This window comes from Devosia sp. SL43, assembly GCF_021729885.1.
Lineage (GTDB): Bacteria > Pseudomonadota > Alphaproteobacteria > Rhizobiales > Devosiaceae > Devosia.
Genome location: NZ_CP063401.1, coordinates 87,660 through 101,092, shown reverse-complemented (window position 1 = coordinate 101,092; position 13,433 = coordinate 87,660). Strand labels below are relative to the sequence as shown.

Below are 13,433 nucleotides of genomic sequence, written 5' to 3'. Positions count from 1 at the left end.
GCTGTCGCCTGACTCACGCCTCGCGTGCGCGTTCCAGGATGCGTTTGCATTCAAGGAGTTCCCGCAGGACGTCGGAGAGCTTGTCGCGCGACTCGCGGTCGAGGCCAGGGCTCGAGATCATGACGGCTTCTTCGAGTTCGGCCTCGTCGCTCATGGCTTCGGCCTGTTCGATCATCGGCAGGATTTCTTCGAGCGGCTTGCCCTCGCCCACGGCGATGACATAGCGGCTGCCCTGATCCTTGAGAATGCGCTGGACGCCCTTGATGGTGAAGCCCTGATCGTAGAGCAGGTGACGGATGCCGCGCAGCAGCAGCACATCCTCGGGGCGATAGTAGCGACGTCCCCCGCCGCGCTTCAGTGGCTTGATCGTCGAGAAACGAGTCTCCCAGAAGCGCAGGACATGCTGAGGCAGGTCCAATTCTTCGGCAGCTTCAGATATCGTCCGGAAGGCGTCTGGCGACTTGTCCACGAAGGCTGAGACTCGCTGGAGTGCTTATTTTCCAGCACGAACCATAGATTTGTTGATCTTAGACTTCAACACATTGGACGGTTTGAACACAAGAACCTGCCGCGGCAGGATCGGCACCTCTTCGCCGGTCTTGGGATTGCGCCCTATACGCTCGTTCTTGGAGCGGACCTGGAAGGATCCGAAAGAGGATAGCTTGACGTTGGCGCCGGTAATCAGCGCATCCCCGATCAATTCGAGAACCCGCTCGACCAGTTCGGCCGACTCTGTCCGCGACAGCCCAACCGTTCCATAGACTGCTTCGGCGAGATCCGCCCGCGTTACCGTCTTCTGCGTCATTCGCACCCCCGTGTTGTCCGAAAGGTCGAAATTCCCATGACGAGACGCGTGCGCGTCCCTTATCGAATGTGCTGCCGGCACGACCCTATGCAGGGCCGAGCCATACCACGGGAATCCTTCCGCTCGATCAGCGCGAAAACCGTCACAAACCCCTCGTGCGGTTGATTTCTACGCTGCGTCCTCCACCCAGAAACGACACTAACGCCTTGAAAGCACTAAGGTCAACACGGTGATACCGTGTCACCAACGAATGAGAGACGCGCCCCAGGTAAACCCGCCGCCCATGGCTTCGAGCATGACGAGGTCACCCTTTTTGATGCGGCCATCGGCAACGGCCGCGCTCAGCGCCAGCGGTACCGAGGCGGCCGAGGTGTTGGCGTGGATATCGACGGTCATCACCACCTTTTCGGGCGGCAGGCCGAGCTTGGCCCCTGCCCCTTCGATGATGCGCTTATTGGCCTGGTGGGGCACGAACCAGTCGAGGTCAGCGATGGTGTAGCCGGACTTTTCGAGCGTGGCATAGACGACGTCGGTGATCTTGCCGACTGCGTGACGGAAAACTTCCGGGCCCTGCATATGGACGTGGCCGGTGGTGCCCGTCGTGGACGGGCCGCCATCGACATAGAGCTTTTCCCAGTGGTGGCCGTCCGAGCGAAGGGCCGAGGCGAGGACGCCCTGTTCCGGCGCATCGTCGGGCAGTTCGATCTTTTCCATCACCACGGCGCCGGCGCCATCGCCGAACAGCACGCAGGTGGTGCGGTCGGTCCAGTCGAGCAGGCGCGAGAAGGTTTCGGCGCCGATGACCAGCGCGCGATTGGCGAGGCCGTTCTTGAGGTAGCTGTCCGCAGTGACGACGCCATAGACGAAGCCGGAGCAGACGGCCTGGATGTCGAAGGCCATGCCGTGATGCATGCCCAGCTTCATCTGGACCAGCGTCGCGGCAGCCGGAAAAGTATAATCGGGCGTGGTGGTCGCGACGATGATCAGATCGATGTCGTCGGGCGTTACGCCGGCAGCATCCATCGCCCGTTTCGCGGCCTCGACGGCCAGGTCAGATGTGAACTGGCCCTCGGCGGCGATGTGCCGCTCCTTGATGCCGACACGCTGCTGAATCCACTCGTCGGAGGTATCGACCATGGTGGCCAGTTCGGCGTTGGTCAGCACCTTTTCAGGCAAATAGCCACCGACACCACGGATGATGGAACGCGTCTTGGTCACGCCTGTTTAGCCTCGGGTTCTGATTCGGCAGTCGTCGCTACTGCCTTGATGGGAAAGCGCTTCATGGTCTCGCCGATCTTGGCGATCAGGTCGCTTCGCGCCATTTCGTAGCCAAGACTTAGAGCGCTCTTGTAGCCGACTTCGTCGGTGCCGCCATGCGATTTTATGACGATGCCGTTGAGACCCATGAACACACCGCCATTGACGGTGCGCGGGTCCATCTTGCGGCGCAGGGCATTGAGGGCCGATGTCGCGAACAAGGCGCCGATCCGGCTCATCAGGTTGGATTTAAGGGCGCTGCGCAGGTAGGAGCCAACCTGGCGGGCGGTGCCCTCGGCGGTCTTGAGGGCGATGTTGCCGACAAAGCCTTCGGTGACGACGACGTCGACGGTGCCCTTGCCGATATCGTCGCCTTCGACGAAGCCATGATAGGTGAAGCCGGAGCCGCTGGCCTCGGTGAGGATGCGACCCGCTTCCTTGATGTAGTCGAGGCCTTTGACCTCTTCGGTGCCGACATTGAGGAGACCCACCGTGGGCGCTTCGTCGTCGAAGAGGCAGCGCGCCAGGGCGGAGCCAAGAATGGCGTAGTCGACCAGTTGCTGGGCGTCGGCGCCGATGGTGGCGCCCATGTCGAGGACGATGATGTCGCTGCGCAGGGTGGGCCAGATGGCCGCGATGCCAGGACGGGCAATGCCCTCCATGGGTCGCAGGCAGAAGGTCGCCATGGCCATGAGGGCGCCGGTATTGCCGCCGGAGACCGCAACGTCGGCCTCACGGTCCTTGACCGCCTGGATGGCCATCCACATCGACGAGGTGCCCCTGCCCTTGCGCAAGGCCTGGCTGGGCTTCTCATCCATGGCGATGATGCCTTCGCAGTGACGGACGGTCGAAGCGGACTTGAGGTCAGGGAATTCATCGAGCAGCGGAGCAATCTGCTCCTGCCGGCCGTGAAAGATGAACCTGACGTTCTTGCGTTCCTTGAGGGCGAGATGCGCACCGTGGATCACGGCGCGGGGGGCATTGTCGCCCCCCATGGCGTCCACCGATATTGTTATTGAGTCGGTCATTTCAGCCCGTTCTGCGCCCTGGAAAAGAGCACGTCCAAACATATCCCATCACGGAGTCGGTGCAAGCCCCGGCTATCCGCAGTTTACCGTGGCGCAACGGAGCCGTTTCCAGCGCGGAAAAACGCCTCGACTGTGGCGAGCCGGTGTTCAAGAGCCGGAATCGTCGTTCTTTTTCAAGCGGGCCAGCGCCGCAAAGGGCCCGGTATCCTCCGCATCGAGCTTTATCCCCAGTGAATCGAGGCTTTCGCCCGGCATGCGGGGATAGGGATCGATGGCGAGGGCCAGGGTTTCGATCAACAGCGCGCTGAGATCGACCTCGGGGCCGTCGATATGGTCGGGGAAATCCTCGTCGTCGAGATCGACGAAGACCTCCGAGCCCGGGGTCGGCTTGTGAGTCTGGGCTTCTGGCAAGAAGACGCGATCGATTGTCTCGTCGATATCCTGGGTTACCGGCTCGAAGGTGACCACCGAGGGCTGCACGACGCGAGCGACGAGGCGGCCCAGGGCGCGGATGCCGCCGCGCAGTGGTGCAATCGTCAGGGTGGCGTCGAACGACTCGATGGCGGTCAGTTTGAGCTCTTCGGCCAAAGCTGCTCGCGTGGCTTCGTCGAGAGAAACCTTGAGGTCGCGCCCGGCACTGGGGAGGCGGTCGACGCGGATGATGGCTTCAAAGAGGGGGGCCACTGTGCTCATGCTGCGGCCTGGAAGGAAATGACACCGCCGGTGATGGCGGCAGCGGGCTGTGCCGACAGCGCGTGGTCCTCGGCCAAGAGATAGTCAGCCAGGGCGCGGATATGGGGGCCGGGATTGCCGTCGAAGATATTGCGGGCCAGCACGGCCTCGAGCGCTACGGCATCGTTTCGATCCATCGCCTCGTTCATGGCGGCGAGCAGGCCGAAGAAGATGTTGCCCATCTTCTGGATGCGTTTGGGGACGCCCAAATCGCCGACGCCCATCTCTCGAAGCGAGCGGTCCATGTCCTTGAAGAACAGATCGAAGACGGCCTGGCTGAAGTCCTTGCGTTCGCCGGCTTCTGAGCGAAGACGCCGGAAGAGTAGTGCCATATGCAGGCAAATCATGTCGAAACGGCCGGTGACCGTGTCGGGAACCTGCCAATCGGCATAGAAACGGGGTTGCCGGGATTGCGCCACAATGGCGTTATAGACGGCGTAAACCGGTTCGGTGGCAGTATTCTTGCGGAACAGGTTCAGTATCATGGGGTTGTGATCAGCCTAACACCGGGGCATAACGGCCCGCCGGACTAAAGCCAGCTTGCCAGATAGACAAGTTGGCAGCTACACATTCCGGCGGCCGACGGGTGGCCGCCTTGTTGCCGTGCCTATAGTCGAGAGCCATCGGGAAAGTCAAATTCATGCCTCTGCGTACCGTTTCCGGTTCAATCGCGCCGCTTGCCGCCGCTGCCACGCTTGCCCTTGTGCTGGCAGCCTGCAACAGCAGCACTGCGCTGATCACGTCACGGACGCAAGGCTACGAGATATCCGATAGCGCGCAGGCGCAGATTCGCACCGGCCAGAGCCAGCAACTGGTGACCCTGGTGCTCGGATCGCCACAATCGACCAACACGTTTGGCGACCAGACGGCCTGGTATTACGTCGAAACCAAGGTGCGGCAGACGTCGTTCGGCATGACGATGGTGGATTCGCGCACCGTGCTCGCGGTTTATTTCGACAAGAACAAGAAGGTCGTCGACAAGGCCGTTTATGGTCTGCAGGACGGCAAGACAATCGCGATTGAGAGCCGTCGCACCGCCTCGTTCGGCGAGGACCGCACGTTTATCGACCAGATCCTGCAGAGCTTCTGACGCGCAGGCGTTCATCGACAGTACAGAAACCGCGCAGTAGTCTTCCGCCAACATTGCTGGCAGGGAGACATGCGCATGTTCCATAGCCCGAAATCGGTCTTGATCTGCAGCATACTGGCGGCGGCGGCGCTCAGTACCCCTGCACTCGCCAAGGACAAAGCGCCGGTCGTGATCGAGGGCGCGGCGCTCGACCGGGCCTGCATCAATGCATTTGGGGGACAGGAGCACTTCTCCTGGACACCTAGGATGGGCATCCAGAATGCCGTCTCCACCTGTCAACGTGCGGTCGAGCAGTCGCCTGACAATCCTGACATACAGTTCTACAATGCGGTGGCGCGGGACCAATTCGCCGAGCGAGGCGGCACGCAGGACGACAATCTCTTTGCCACCAAGATCTATCGCAAGCTCGCCGCGGATGGACACGAGCTGGCCGAATATGCGCTGGCCACGATGTTCGACGAGGATGTGGGCGTCAGCGAAAGCGAGGCGTTGGCCACCCTGCAGCATGCCGCGGCGGGAGAGCTTGATGCCGCCGTGCAATGCGACGCGCTGCGCAGCCTGGCTTTCTCCGACATCGACGGCGATACCGATTTTGACATGGCCGCGGCCGAGGACGCCGCAAAGGAAAACTATGTCTGCGCCGGCATCGTGGCCAACATGTTCTGGCGCGGGCAAGTCGGGCAGTACGAGCTGACGCGGCCGCTCGACTCATACGTGCGCTATGCGGCGGTGCATGGCGATGCGCTGAGCATGGCGGTGCTGGGCCTGTTCTATGCCGACGGTACGGATTCGACGACGATCCCTGACCCGCTCAAGGGCCAGTATACGGCGGAGATGGACACCGAGCGGGCTGGTTACTGGATGCTTCTGTCGTACTGGGGCACGCAGAGCGTGATGCGTCAAACCGACTATGACAACTATTGGAGCGGCCAGATGTTTGTCGACCCGGTGACCGCGGGTGCCATGCAGGCAGGTCTAGAGGGCCTGGGGCTGTATTCTGGTGCGGTCGACGGCGTTTGGGGCGAGGGTTCGGCCGGTGCGCTGGAGGCGTTCCTGACATCGGGACAGATCGATGAGCTGTTCCAGGGGGTGCGGGAAGCCGAACCGATGGATGACGCGCTCGGTGGCATGGTGCCGACGCATATCGACACGCAGGCAATCGCGCAGGCGGCGGGGCTCTAAACGGTGCCGGCCAGGTCCGAGCCTGCTTCGCGCGCTATGGCGTCCAGTGCGGCGTTGACGAGGCCGCTGGCATCGTCCTCGTAGAAGGCCTTGGCGACGTCGACATATTCGGTGATGACGACGCGCGGCGGGATGTCCTTGCGGCGGAGCAGTTCAAAGGCGGCGGCGCGCAGGATGGCGCGGAGCGTCGCGTCGACGCGTTCGACCGGCCAGCCATCGGCAAGAGCACGATCAACGGCCGGATCGATAGCCAGCTGATGCTTGGCGACGCCGGTGACGATCTGGCGGAAGAAGTCGGCATCGGCAGGGAGATATTGCTCACCCTCGATCTCGCGGCCGAGATGGAATGCGCCGAACTGGGCCAGCGTATCCTCGAGCGTCGCACGACCGACATCCATCTGGTAAAGCGCCTGGACGGCGGCAAGACGGGCGGCGCCGCGCTGGTTGGCGGAGCGTTGAGCCTCGGGGTCGCGTTTGGGGGCATCAGCCATGGATAGACACTCTGTTGGTTCCGGGCTGGTAACACCGGGCGGCAGGTGCAACCCCTTAGTCGCCCGCGACGGGAACTTCAATACAATAGGGTTGGTGACGGCTATGCGGGCCGCCGATAGAGGGTGAGCGTGTCGCGCTGGATGGTCTCGGCCGATATGGCGTAGAGACCCGCCGCGTCGAGAACGGCAGTAAACTTGCCATCGGGGCTGGCGGCAGCACCGCCGGTGGCCTCCCCTGCCGTGAGCAGTGCGACATGGTCGACGAGGTCGGCTTCGAGTAAGGCAGCGGCAAGGCGCGGCCCGGGTTCGACCAGTAGGTTCTGGATGCCTTTTTCGGCAAGAGCGGTGAGCGCAGCGGTAAGGTCGGGACGACCTGACTTGCCGGCGACGCGGAGGACTTCCACAGAGGCGGGCGCGTCCAGAGCGGCGTCGGATTCTGCAATGATGGCAGTGCGATAGCCGGAAAAGCCACCAATCAGATTCAGGCGGCGATCGACCCCGGAGGCGCCGGCCAGGACCACACGCAATGGCGTGCGGGTTTCGAGGCCTGGGGTCCGGATGGTCAGGTCGGTGTTGGTCCGGCGTGCCGTGGCGGCGCCGATCAGGATAGCGTCGCTGCGGGCGCGCAACTGGTCGAGCCAGCTGGCGGCAGCACCGGTCGCGACATCGACGATGCGGTCGTCTGCCGAGACGGTCAACGCCAGAGTAACCAGTGGCCGGCTCTTGCTCAGGCGTTGCAGGTAACCGGAGTGAAGTTTGGCGGAGGGCGCATGATTGGCGACGATGGCCTCGACACCGGCGGATTCGAGGCGTAGCAAGCCTTCACCTGCATGCCTGATATCACTGGTGCCGATGACGACGCGCATGATACCGGAGCGGATGATGGTGTCGACGCAGGGCGGCGTGCGGCCCCAATGGTGGCAGGGCTCGATGGTGGTGTAGAGCGTGCAGCCGGCGGCTTCGAAACCGGCCGCTTCAAGCGCAATCGCCTCGGCATGCGGACGGCCACCACGGGCGGTGACCGCGCGGGCGACAAGCGTCTGGTCGCGTGGATCGACGACCAGGGCAGCCGAAGTGGGATTGTCGGCGGTGGTGCCCAGGTGCGGCGTCGCCAGGCGGACCGCCGCATCAAGCCAGCGCAGATCCTCCGGCGTGGCGGCGCTCACTCGTCGTCGCGCAGGGTGCCCTGCCCTTCAGCCAGTTCGGCCAGGAAGTTGCGGAAGTCATCGGCTGCTGAGAAGTTCTTGTAGACCGAGGCAAAGCGGACGAAAGCGACATCGTCGAGGCCCTTGAGGCCATCCATGACGTATTCGCCGATCTGGTCAGAGGTGACTTCGACATCACCAAGGCTCTCGAGCTGACGGACGATGCCCGAGATCATGCGCTCGATGCGATCAGTCTCGACCGACCGCTTGCGCAAGGCGGTATAGACCGAGCGGGCGAGCTTTTCGCGATCAAAGGGCACCTTGCGGCCGCTCTTCTTGACCACGGTCAGATCGCGCAGCTGTACCCGCTCGAAGGTAGTGAAACGGCCGCCGCAGCCATTGCAGACGCGGCGGCGCCTTATCGCCCCGGAATCTTCCGTTGGGCGGCTGTCCTTGACCTGCGTGTCGTCATTTCCGCAATAGGGACAGCGCATGCGTTTTTACCTTACTGCTTGCCGTAGATCGGGAAGCGGTCGGTCAGGGTCTTTACCTTGGCGCGGACCTGCGCTTCGACGGCACCGTTGTTTTCGTCGCCGTTTTCCTTGAGACCGTCGAGCACTTCGATGATCAGTTCACCGATGAGCTTGAATTCGGCCTCGCCGAAACCGCGTGAGGTGCCAGCCGGGGTGCCCAGGCGGATGCCCGAGGTGATGGCCGGTTTTTCGGGATCGAAGGGCACGGCGTTCTTGTTGCAGGTGATGTGGGCGCGTTCGAGCGCCTTTTCCGTCGCCTTGCCGGTGAGGCCCTTGGGGCGCAGATCGACCAGCATCAGGTGGTTGTCGGTGCCCTTGCTGACGATATCGACACCGCCCTTGACCAGCGTCTCGGCCAGGACCTTGGCGTTGGCAACGACCTGTGCCGCGTAGGCTTTGAATTCAGGTTGCAGGGCCTCCTTGAAGGCAACGGCCTTGGCGGCGATGACGTGCATCAGCGGGCCGCCCTGGATGCCAGGGAAAATCGCCGAATTGATCTTCTTGGCAATGTCTTCGTCATTGGTGAGGATCAGGCCGCCGCGCGGACCGCGCAGGGTCTTGTGCGTGGTGGTCGAAGCCACGTGGGCATGCGGGAACGGGCTGGGATAGACGCCACCGGCGACGAGGCCGGCCACATGGGCCATGTCGACAAAGAGGAAAGCACCGACTTCATCGGCGATGGCGCGGAACTCGGCCCAGTCCATGACCCGGGAATAGGCCGAGAAGCCGGCCACGATCATCTTGGGCTTGTGTTCATGGGCGAGCTGGCGGACCTGCTCCATATCCACCAGGCCGTCCTGCTTGCGCAGGCCGTACTGGATGGCGTTGAACCACTTGCCGGACTGGTTGGGCTTGGCGCCATGGGTGAGGTGACCACCGGCGTCGAGCGACATGCCGAGGATGGTATCACCCGGCTGGATCAGGGCCTGATAGACACCCTGGTTAGCCTGAGAGCCGGAATTGGGCTGCACGTTGGCATAGGCCACGCCGAAGAGCTGCTTGGCGCGCTCGATGGCCAGCGTTTCGGCGACGTCGACATACTGGCAGCCGCCATAGTAGCGGCGACCGGGATAGCCCTCGGCATATTTGTTGGTGAGGACCGACCCTTGGGCCTCAAGCACGGCCTGCGAGACGATGTTTTCGGACGCGATCAGTTCGATCTCGTCGCGCTGGCGGCCAAGCTCATCGTTGATGGCTGCGGCCAGCTCCGGATCGGTCTCGGCAACCGAGCTAGAGAAAAAACCCTGGAAGGGCGCGGAAGACAGGGCGGCGCTCATCGGACGACTACCTCGCATGAAACGGAACAGACCGGCGTGACGCTGGCCTTATCACGCCGCGAAGCGCGATTCCAAGAGTGGGAATGGGTTTCTGAAGACATGGGGGCTCCCCTGTTTGCAATGGGTGCCCAGGCGAGCGGCTCTTCAAGGTTCGCGTTCCCCGATGGTTGCCCATCTCTTCTCGCCAGTCGCGCGAACAGCAAAGTTATGGCGCAGCCAGCGCCGGATGAAAAGAGGGAACGGCCGGGTCACGTCACTTTCGCTGTCCGGCATCGCAGACGAGAAGGCAACCTCTGCGCCGCTCAACCATTGGCCCTCCCAGAGACCGGGTATTCCGGCCGCGGGCGGCGTGGAGAAGTACAAATGAAACTCATTTCGACAGGAATGGTCGCGGCCGCCCTTACCGGCTTGCTTGCAATCACCAGTATCGTGCCGGCACAGGCGCAGTCGGTGACCTTTGGCGCTAACCAGCGTGATCGGGTTATCACGTCCTATTGTGAAAGCCACCGTCGGGATCCCGATTGCCGGCGGTTCCAGAACGGCAACTGGAACAATGGCGACTATGACAATTTCTATCGTCGCAATCGCGGCGGCCTAGACAATATCGCGTCCGGCTTCTTCGGCTTCACGTTCGGCGCCATCTTGGGCAGTGCGCTGGCCAACGGCAACAATGGCGGCGGAAATGTCGTGGTTCGCCGGGGCAATAGCTACGAGGCCCATGTCGAGGCTTGCTACGATCGTTACCGGTCGTATGACGAAGAAACTGACTCGTTCATGGGCTACGATGGCCGCCGCCATCGCTGCAATCTGTAAGCAGACCAAGCATAAATTAACGGGCGGCTCCGAAAGGGGCCGCCTTTTCCTTGTTCAGGCAAATTTTCCGGCGCTGGCTGGCGGTGGCGGCAGCTCTCCCAGCCTCTTGCGAAGCTTGGCCAGAGCCACCTGTTGCATCTGCAGCTTGGTTGCGGAAACCGGCGTGACGACGATGACCTCAATGCCGGTATCGGCGTCGATGGCGGCAACCCGCATCAGCCGGCCCACCTGCACAAACTCGAAGTAGATCTCGCCCTGCCCCATCGACGCAGAATAGCAAGATTCTGCGGCCCCCGAAACGAAAACGCCCTCCGTTGAGGAGGGCGTTCAGGCCTTGGCGGGATCACATCAGCCGTTGGCGGTCTCGTTGAACGTGACTTTGCCCTGTTCGTCGAACTTGTAGACGTCGTCGCGGAAGCTGACGGTGCCCTGGCGGTTGGCCCAGGCCGTGATGTAGGTCGTGTGGATTGGCACGCGGGCCTGGCATTCGACATCGAGGCGCTGGAGCGACTCGAAGGTCATGTCGACCTTGCTCTGGTCCCAATCGCCATTGTCGCGCAGCAGCCAGTTGACGAGCTGATTGACGCCTTCCACGCGGACACAGCCCGAGGAGTGGAAGCGGGCGTTTTCGCCGAACAGCGCCTTGGACGGGGTGTCGTGCAGATAGCAATCGTAGGGATTGTAGAAGTTGATCTTGCAATGGCCCATCGAATTGGCGGCGCCCGGCTCCTGCCGGTACATGTAGTTCACCTGTTCATCGGTGATGCCAGCCCAGTTAATCGTCTGCGGATCAACCTTGTTCCCCGCGCCGTCGTAGATGAAGATATTCTGCTCGGTCAGATAGTTCGGGTTTTCCTGCATGTACTTGGTCAGGTCCTGACGAACCAGCGACTTGGGTACATGCCAATAGGGGTTGAAGTTGATCTGGCTGATCTTGCTGGCCATGATCGGGGTCGCGCGTTCGACGCGGCCGACGACGGCCGTATGGCGCTGCTCGACCATGCCGTCATTGACGGCCTCGATGGTTGCGGCCGGAATATTGACCACGACATAGCGCGGGTTGAGGTTGGCGGCCATGCCCTGAACGCGCGTGTAGTTCAGGTAGAGCTGCTGCAGGCGCTGCTGGGCCGGCACATTCATTGCGTACCAGGTCGGCTCGTCAATCTGGCCGTTGATGATCAGGCCGTGACGCGCCTGGAAAATGCGAACGCCGGCATCGGTCTGCGCGTCAAAGGTGTCATTGATATTCTCGGCCCAGGGCATGTCGCCGCCGCCGATCAGACGGCGCTTGAGCGCGATGACCGCAGGGCTCGAATTGCCGACGACGAGCTTGTACGCTTCCTGCGGAATTTCTTCCCAGCCACCATTGGCGACGAAGGGCTCGTATTGCGAGATGGCGAGTTGCAGGTTGTAAACCGTGTCGAACGACAGGATCGGCTCGTTGGTGGCGATCAGCGACTGGGCGGCATCGGTATTGAGGGTCTGATCGGTATCGCGCAGAACGCGTCCATTTCCGAAGATTTCGGTTAGGGGGTTGCCGTCCTGCGCCCGCAGCGCGCTGGGGAGCGCCAGGGAAGCGCCCGCGATCGCCGAATAGCGGAGGAGATTACGTCGATTGAGCCGCATCAAGTCACCCGAATGAGAAGCTGCCGAAGCAGTGGCAATTTTTACCATCGCCGAGCCGAGGTCACAACGCGGTCAACCGCATGTGAACCTGTAGAGGATTTGCAAACCATGAATACGCGGGAAATGGTTTCGAACCACGTAATAATGGCTCATCAGGCGCGTTTGCGGCAGAAATGAGAACGCCGGCCCAAAGGACCGGCGTTTGCAAAAACGGTGTGGCGCGGCGGCAACAGCCGCAGGGTGCCAAGCCTAGAGCTTGTAGAGTATCTGATCGACCCAGAAGCGCTCAAGGCGGGCGAGCGCCTTGTTGAGGCCGTCGAACTCGTCGTCGCCCAGGCCGCCGACCTTGTCGATGGACTTGAGGTGGCGATCATAGAGCTCGTCGATCACTTCGGCCACTTCCTCGCCCTTGGGGGTGAGCTTGATGCGCACCGAGCGGCGATCGGAACGGGAGCGTTCCTGGAAGATGTAGCCGGTTTCGACCAGCTTCTTGAGATTGTAGGAGACGTTGGAGCCCAGATAGTAGCCGCGGGAGCGGAGTTCGCCGGCGGTGAGTTCTGCGTCGCCGATGTTGAACATCAGCAGGGCCTGAACCGGGTTGATGTCGTCCCAGCCCATGCGATCGAACTCATCCTTGATGAGATCGAGCAGACGCCGATGCAGACGTTCGACGCGTGAAACAGCTTCCAGATAAAGCGGCTTCAGGCTCTGGGGACGTTCCGGGGAGAGTGCCTCGGCTGCGTTGGATTTGAATGCCATTTCATGCCTCACTGTTTTGCAGTCTGTGCGATTTTTCGCATCTCATGAGGCCAAACTACGGCGCCCTTTCTAAGATCGCCCTAAGCAGCGTGATTAAAAGCATCTTACTGGAATGCAATGAGAATTTGGCTTTATTCTTCGTTACACCGGTGCATAAATTTGTAACCTTACGAGGGTGTGAAGGGCGGTGGGGCCGCCCTTCGCCGATATGTCAGGTCAGCGCGCGGGCGCCTGTCAGCTTGAGCAGCAGGACGCCGCTGACGGCAATGCCCTGCCCTACCAGTAGCGCAAGACCGAGGGTGCTGAGGGTGCTGGCGTGGATCGCAACCAGAAGAACGGTGCCGGCGACCCAGGCTATGTCGCCAATGATGTTGGCGACAACCGCTCCGCGGGCCGGCCGGATCGTTCGGGCGATCCAGAGGTTGTAGGCAGCCCAGGGGAGTAACAGCAGACCGATGATCCAGAGGAAGGTCGAAGGCATCGCCCAACCGGCCAACTCGGTCACGGGCGTGGCCGCAAATATGAGCGCGATGCCCATGGCGAACGAGACGGCGGCATCGACGCCGTAGACCAGGTGCGGATCGAGGCGCGGTAGGGTTTGAACCAGGGTGGTCATTTCGTGTCTCCTTGTGGTGATGACGGGAGACTGCACCCCGGAGGTCATGCCCTCAATTACGTCAGAGGTAATGGAATAA

General features: G+C 61.9%; 17 protein-coding genes and 1 riboswitch. Of the genes, 3 read left to right on the top strand and 14 right to left on the bottom strand.

Going from position 1 to position 13,433, the window contains the following annotated elements; all coding sequences use genetic code 11:
• Nucleotides 1-13: 13 nt before the first annotated feature.
• The 6 genes from IM737_RS00540 to IM737_RS00515 all read right to left on the bottom strand — a co-directional run bounded on the left by IM737_RS00540 (nucleotide 14) and on the right by IM737_RS00515 (nucleotide 4,307).
• A complete protein-coding gene (locus IM737_RS00540; protein ID WP_236897520.1) occupies nucleotides 14-469 on the bottom strand; it encodes a MerR family transcriptional regulator in 456 nt (151 codons plus the stop codon).
• Between the two features lie 24 nt (nucleotides 470-493).
• On the bottom strand, nucleotides 494-805 hold the full coding sequence (locus tag IM737_RS00535; protein WP_236897518.1) for an integration host factor subunit alpha: 312 nt from the start codon (nucleotides 803-805) through the stop codon (nucleotides 494-496).
• 240 nt (nucleotides 806-1,045) lie between these two features.
• Entirely contained in the window at nucleotides 1,046-2,023 is a 978-nt protein-coding gene (locus IM737_RS00530) for a beta-ketoacyl-ACP synthase III (protein WP_236897516.1), read from the bottom strand.
• Nucleotides 2,020-3,090 (bottom strand): phosphate acyltransferase PlsX, encoded by a 1,071-nt coding sequence (plsX, locus tag IM737_RS00525; RefSeq protein WP_236897514.1) that lies wholly within the window; start codon nucleotides 3,088-3,090, stop codon nucleotides 2,020-2,022. Before plsX ends, IM737_RS00530 begins: the two co-directional genes overlap by 4 nt.
• A 147-nt stretch (nucleotides 3,091-3,237) precedes the next feature.
• Entirely contained in the window at nucleotides 3,238-3,783 is a 546-nt protein-coding gene (locus IM737_RS00520) for a YceD family protein (protein WP_236897512.1), read from the bottom strand.
• On the bottom strand, nucleotides 3,780-4,307 hold the full coding sequence (locus IM737_RS00515; RefSeq protein ID WP_236897510.1) for a ubiquinol-cytochrome C chaperone family protein: 528 nt from the start codon (nucleotides 4,305-4,307) through the stop codon (nucleotides 3,780-3,782). Before IM737_RS00515 ends, IM737_RS00520 begins: the two co-directional genes overlap by 4 nt.
• Nucleotides 4,308-4,462: 155 nt before the next feature.
• Between IM737_RS00515 and IM737_RS00510 the strand changes: the two genes are divergently transcribed.
• Both IM737_RS00510 and IM737_RS00505 read left to right on the top strand, forming a co-directional pair.
• On the top strand, nucleotides 4,463-4,912 hold the full coding sequence (locus tag IM737_RS00510; protein ID WP_236897508.1) for an outer membrane protein assembly factor BamE: 450 nt from the start codon (nucleotides 4,463-4,465) through the stop codon (nucleotides 4,910-4,912).
• Nucleotides 4,913-4,987: 75 nt separating this feature from the next.
• Nucleotides 4,988-6,094: a hypothetical protein gene (locus IM737_RS00505; protein ID WP_236897506.1), complete on the top strand. Its 1,107-nt coding sequence runs from the start codon at nucleotides 4,988-4,990 to the stop codon at nucleotides 6,092-6,094.
• On the opposite strand, the gene nusB is transcribed toward IM737_RS00505, so the two are convergent.
• From nusB to glyA, 4 genes are all read right to left on the bottom strand, one after another.
• A complete protein-coding gene (gene nusB / locus IM737_RS00500; RefSeq protein ID WP_236897504.1) occupies nucleotides 6,091-6,585 on the bottom strand; it encodes a transcription antitermination factor NusB in 495 nt (164 codons plus the stop codon). The two genes, IM737_RS00505 and nusB, sit on opposite strands and share 4 nt — an antisense overlap.
• A gap of 101 nt (nucleotides 6,586-6,686) precedes the next feature.
• On the bottom strand, nucleotides 6,687-7,751 hold the full coding sequence (ribD, locus tag IM737_RS00495; RefSeq protein WP_236897502.1) for a bifunctional diaminohydroxyphosphoribosylaminopyrimidine deaminase/5-amino-6-(5-phosphoribosylamino)uracil reductase RibD: 1,065 nt from the start codon (nucleotides 7,749-7,751) through the stop codon (nucleotides 6,687-6,689).
• The gene (gene nrdR / locus IM737_RS00490; RefSeq protein WP_236897500.1) at nucleotides 7,748-8,224 is read right to left on the bottom strand and encodes a transcriptional regulator NrdR; all 477 of its coding nucleotides are present in this window, start codon (nucleotides 8,222-8,224) and stop codon (nucleotides 7,748-7,750) included. Before nrdR ends, ribD begins: the two co-directional genes overlap by 4 nt.
• An 11-nt stretch (nucleotides 8,225-8,235) precedes the next feature.
• Entirely contained in the window at nucleotides 8,236-9,540 is a 1,305-nt protein-coding gene (gene glyA / locus IM737_RS00485) for a serine hydroxymethyltransferase (RefSeq protein ID WP_236897498.1), read from the bottom strand.
• A 119-nt stretch (nucleotides 9,541-9,659) separates the two neighbouring features.
• Nucleotides 9,660-9,742: riboswitch (ZMP/ZTP riboswitch) on the bottom strand.
• Nucleotides 9,743-9,903: 161 nt separating this feature from the next.
• Here glyA and IM737_RS00480 point away from each other — a divergent pair.
• Nucleotides 9,904-10,353 carry a BA14K family protein gene (locus IM737_RS00480; protein WP_236897496.1) on the top strand — a complete coding sequence of 150 codons (450 nt, stop codon included), beginning with the start codon at nucleotides 9,904-9,906 and terminating at the stop codon, nucleotides 10,351-10,353.
• Nucleotides 10,354-10,407: 54 nt separating this feature from the next.
• On the opposite strand, the gene IM737_RS00475 is transcribed toward IM737_RS00480, so the two are convergent.
• The 4 genes from IM737_RS00475 to IM737_RS00460 form a co-directional block, all read right to left on the bottom strand.
• Nucleotides 10,408-10,569 (bottom strand): DUF6898 family protein, encoded by a 162-nt coding sequence (locus IM737_RS00475; protein ID WP_236897494.1) that lies wholly within the window; start codon nucleotides 10,567-10,569, stop codon nucleotides 10,408-10,410.
• 132 nt (nucleotides 10,570-10,701) lie between these two features.
• Complete coding sequence (locus IM737_RS00470; protein WP_236897491.1) at nucleotides 10,702-11,979, bottom strand: L,D-transpeptidase family protein; 1,278 nt, start codon at nucleotides 11,977-11,979, stop codon at nucleotides 10,702-10,704.
• A gap of 249 nt (nucleotides 11,980-12,228) precedes the next feature.
• On the bottom strand, nucleotides 12,229-12,738 hold the full coding sequence (gene ldtR, locus IM737_RS00465) for a transcriptional regulator LdtR (protein WP_236897488.1): 510 nt from the start codon (nucleotides 12,736-12,738) through the stop codon (nucleotides 12,229-12,231).
• A gap of 211 nt (nucleotides 12,739-12,949) precedes the next feature.
• On the bottom strand, nucleotides 12,950-13,354 hold the full coding sequence (locus tag IM737_RS00460) for a hypothetical protein (RefSeq protein ID WP_236897486.1): 405 nt from the start codon (nucleotides 13,352-13,354) through the stop codon (nucleotides 12,950-12,952).
• Nucleotides 13,355-13,433: the final 79 nt, after the last annotated feature.

Excerpts from the sequence above, each read along its gene's own strand:
- ldtR (WP_236897488.1), bottom strand. The coding sequence starts at position 12,738 with ATGGCATTCAAATCCAACGCAGCCGAGGCACTCTCCCCGGAACGTCCC.
- glyA (WP_236897498.1), bottom strand. The coding sequence starts at position 9,540 with ATGAGCGCCGCCCTGTCTTCCGCGCCCTTCCAGGGTTTTTTCTCTAGC.
- IM737_RS00460 (WP_236897486.1), bottom strand. The coding sequence starts at position 13,354 with ATGACCACCCTGGTTCAAACCCTACCGCGCCTCGATCCGCACCTGGTC.
- IM737_RS00505 (WP_236897506.1), top strand. The coding sequence starts at position 4,988 with ATGTTCCATAGCCCGAAATCGGTCTTGATCTGCAGCATACTGGCGGCG.
- IM737_RS00470 (WP_236897491.1), bottom strand. The coding sequence starts at position 11,979 with ATGCGGCTCAATCGACGTAATCTCCTCCGCTATTCGGCGATCGCGGGC.
- IM737_RS00535 (WP_236897518.1), bottom strand. The coding sequence starts at position 805 with ATGACGCAGAAGACGGTAACGCGGGCGGATCTCGCCGAAGCAGTCTAT.
- IM737_RS00510 (WP_236897508.1), top strand. The coding sequence starts at position 4,463 with ATGCCTCTGCGTACCGTTTCCGGTTCAATCGCGCCGCTTGCCGCCGCT.
- IM737_RS00475 (WP_236897494.1), bottom strand. The coding sequence starts at position 10,569 with ATGCGGGTTGCCGCCATCGACGCCGATACCGGCATTGAGGTCATCGTC.
- IM737_RS00515 (WP_236897510.1), bottom strand. The coding sequence starts at position 4,307 with ATGATACTGAACCTGTTCCGCAAGAATACTGCCACCGAACCGGTTTAC.
- IM737_RS00520 (WP_236897512.1), bottom strand. The coding sequence starts at position 3,783 with ATGAGCACAGTGGCCCCCCTCTTTGAAGCCATCATCCGCGTCGACCGC.
- nusB (WP_236897504.1), bottom strand. The coding sequence starts at position 6,585 with ATGGCTGATGCCCCCAAACGCGACCCCGAGGCTCAACGCTCCGCCAAC.
- IM737_RS00480 (WP_236897496.1), top strand. The coding sequence starts at position 9,904 with ATGAAACTCATTTCGACAGGAATGGTCGCGGCCGCCCTTACCGGCTTG.
- plsX (WP_236897514.1), bottom strand. The coding sequence starts at position 3,090 with ATGACCGACTCAATAACAATATCGGTGGACGCCATGGGGGGCGACAAT.
- nrdR (WP_236897500.1), bottom strand. The coding sequence starts at position 8,224 with ATGCGCTGTCCCTATTGCGGAAATGACGACACGCAGGTCAAGGACAGC.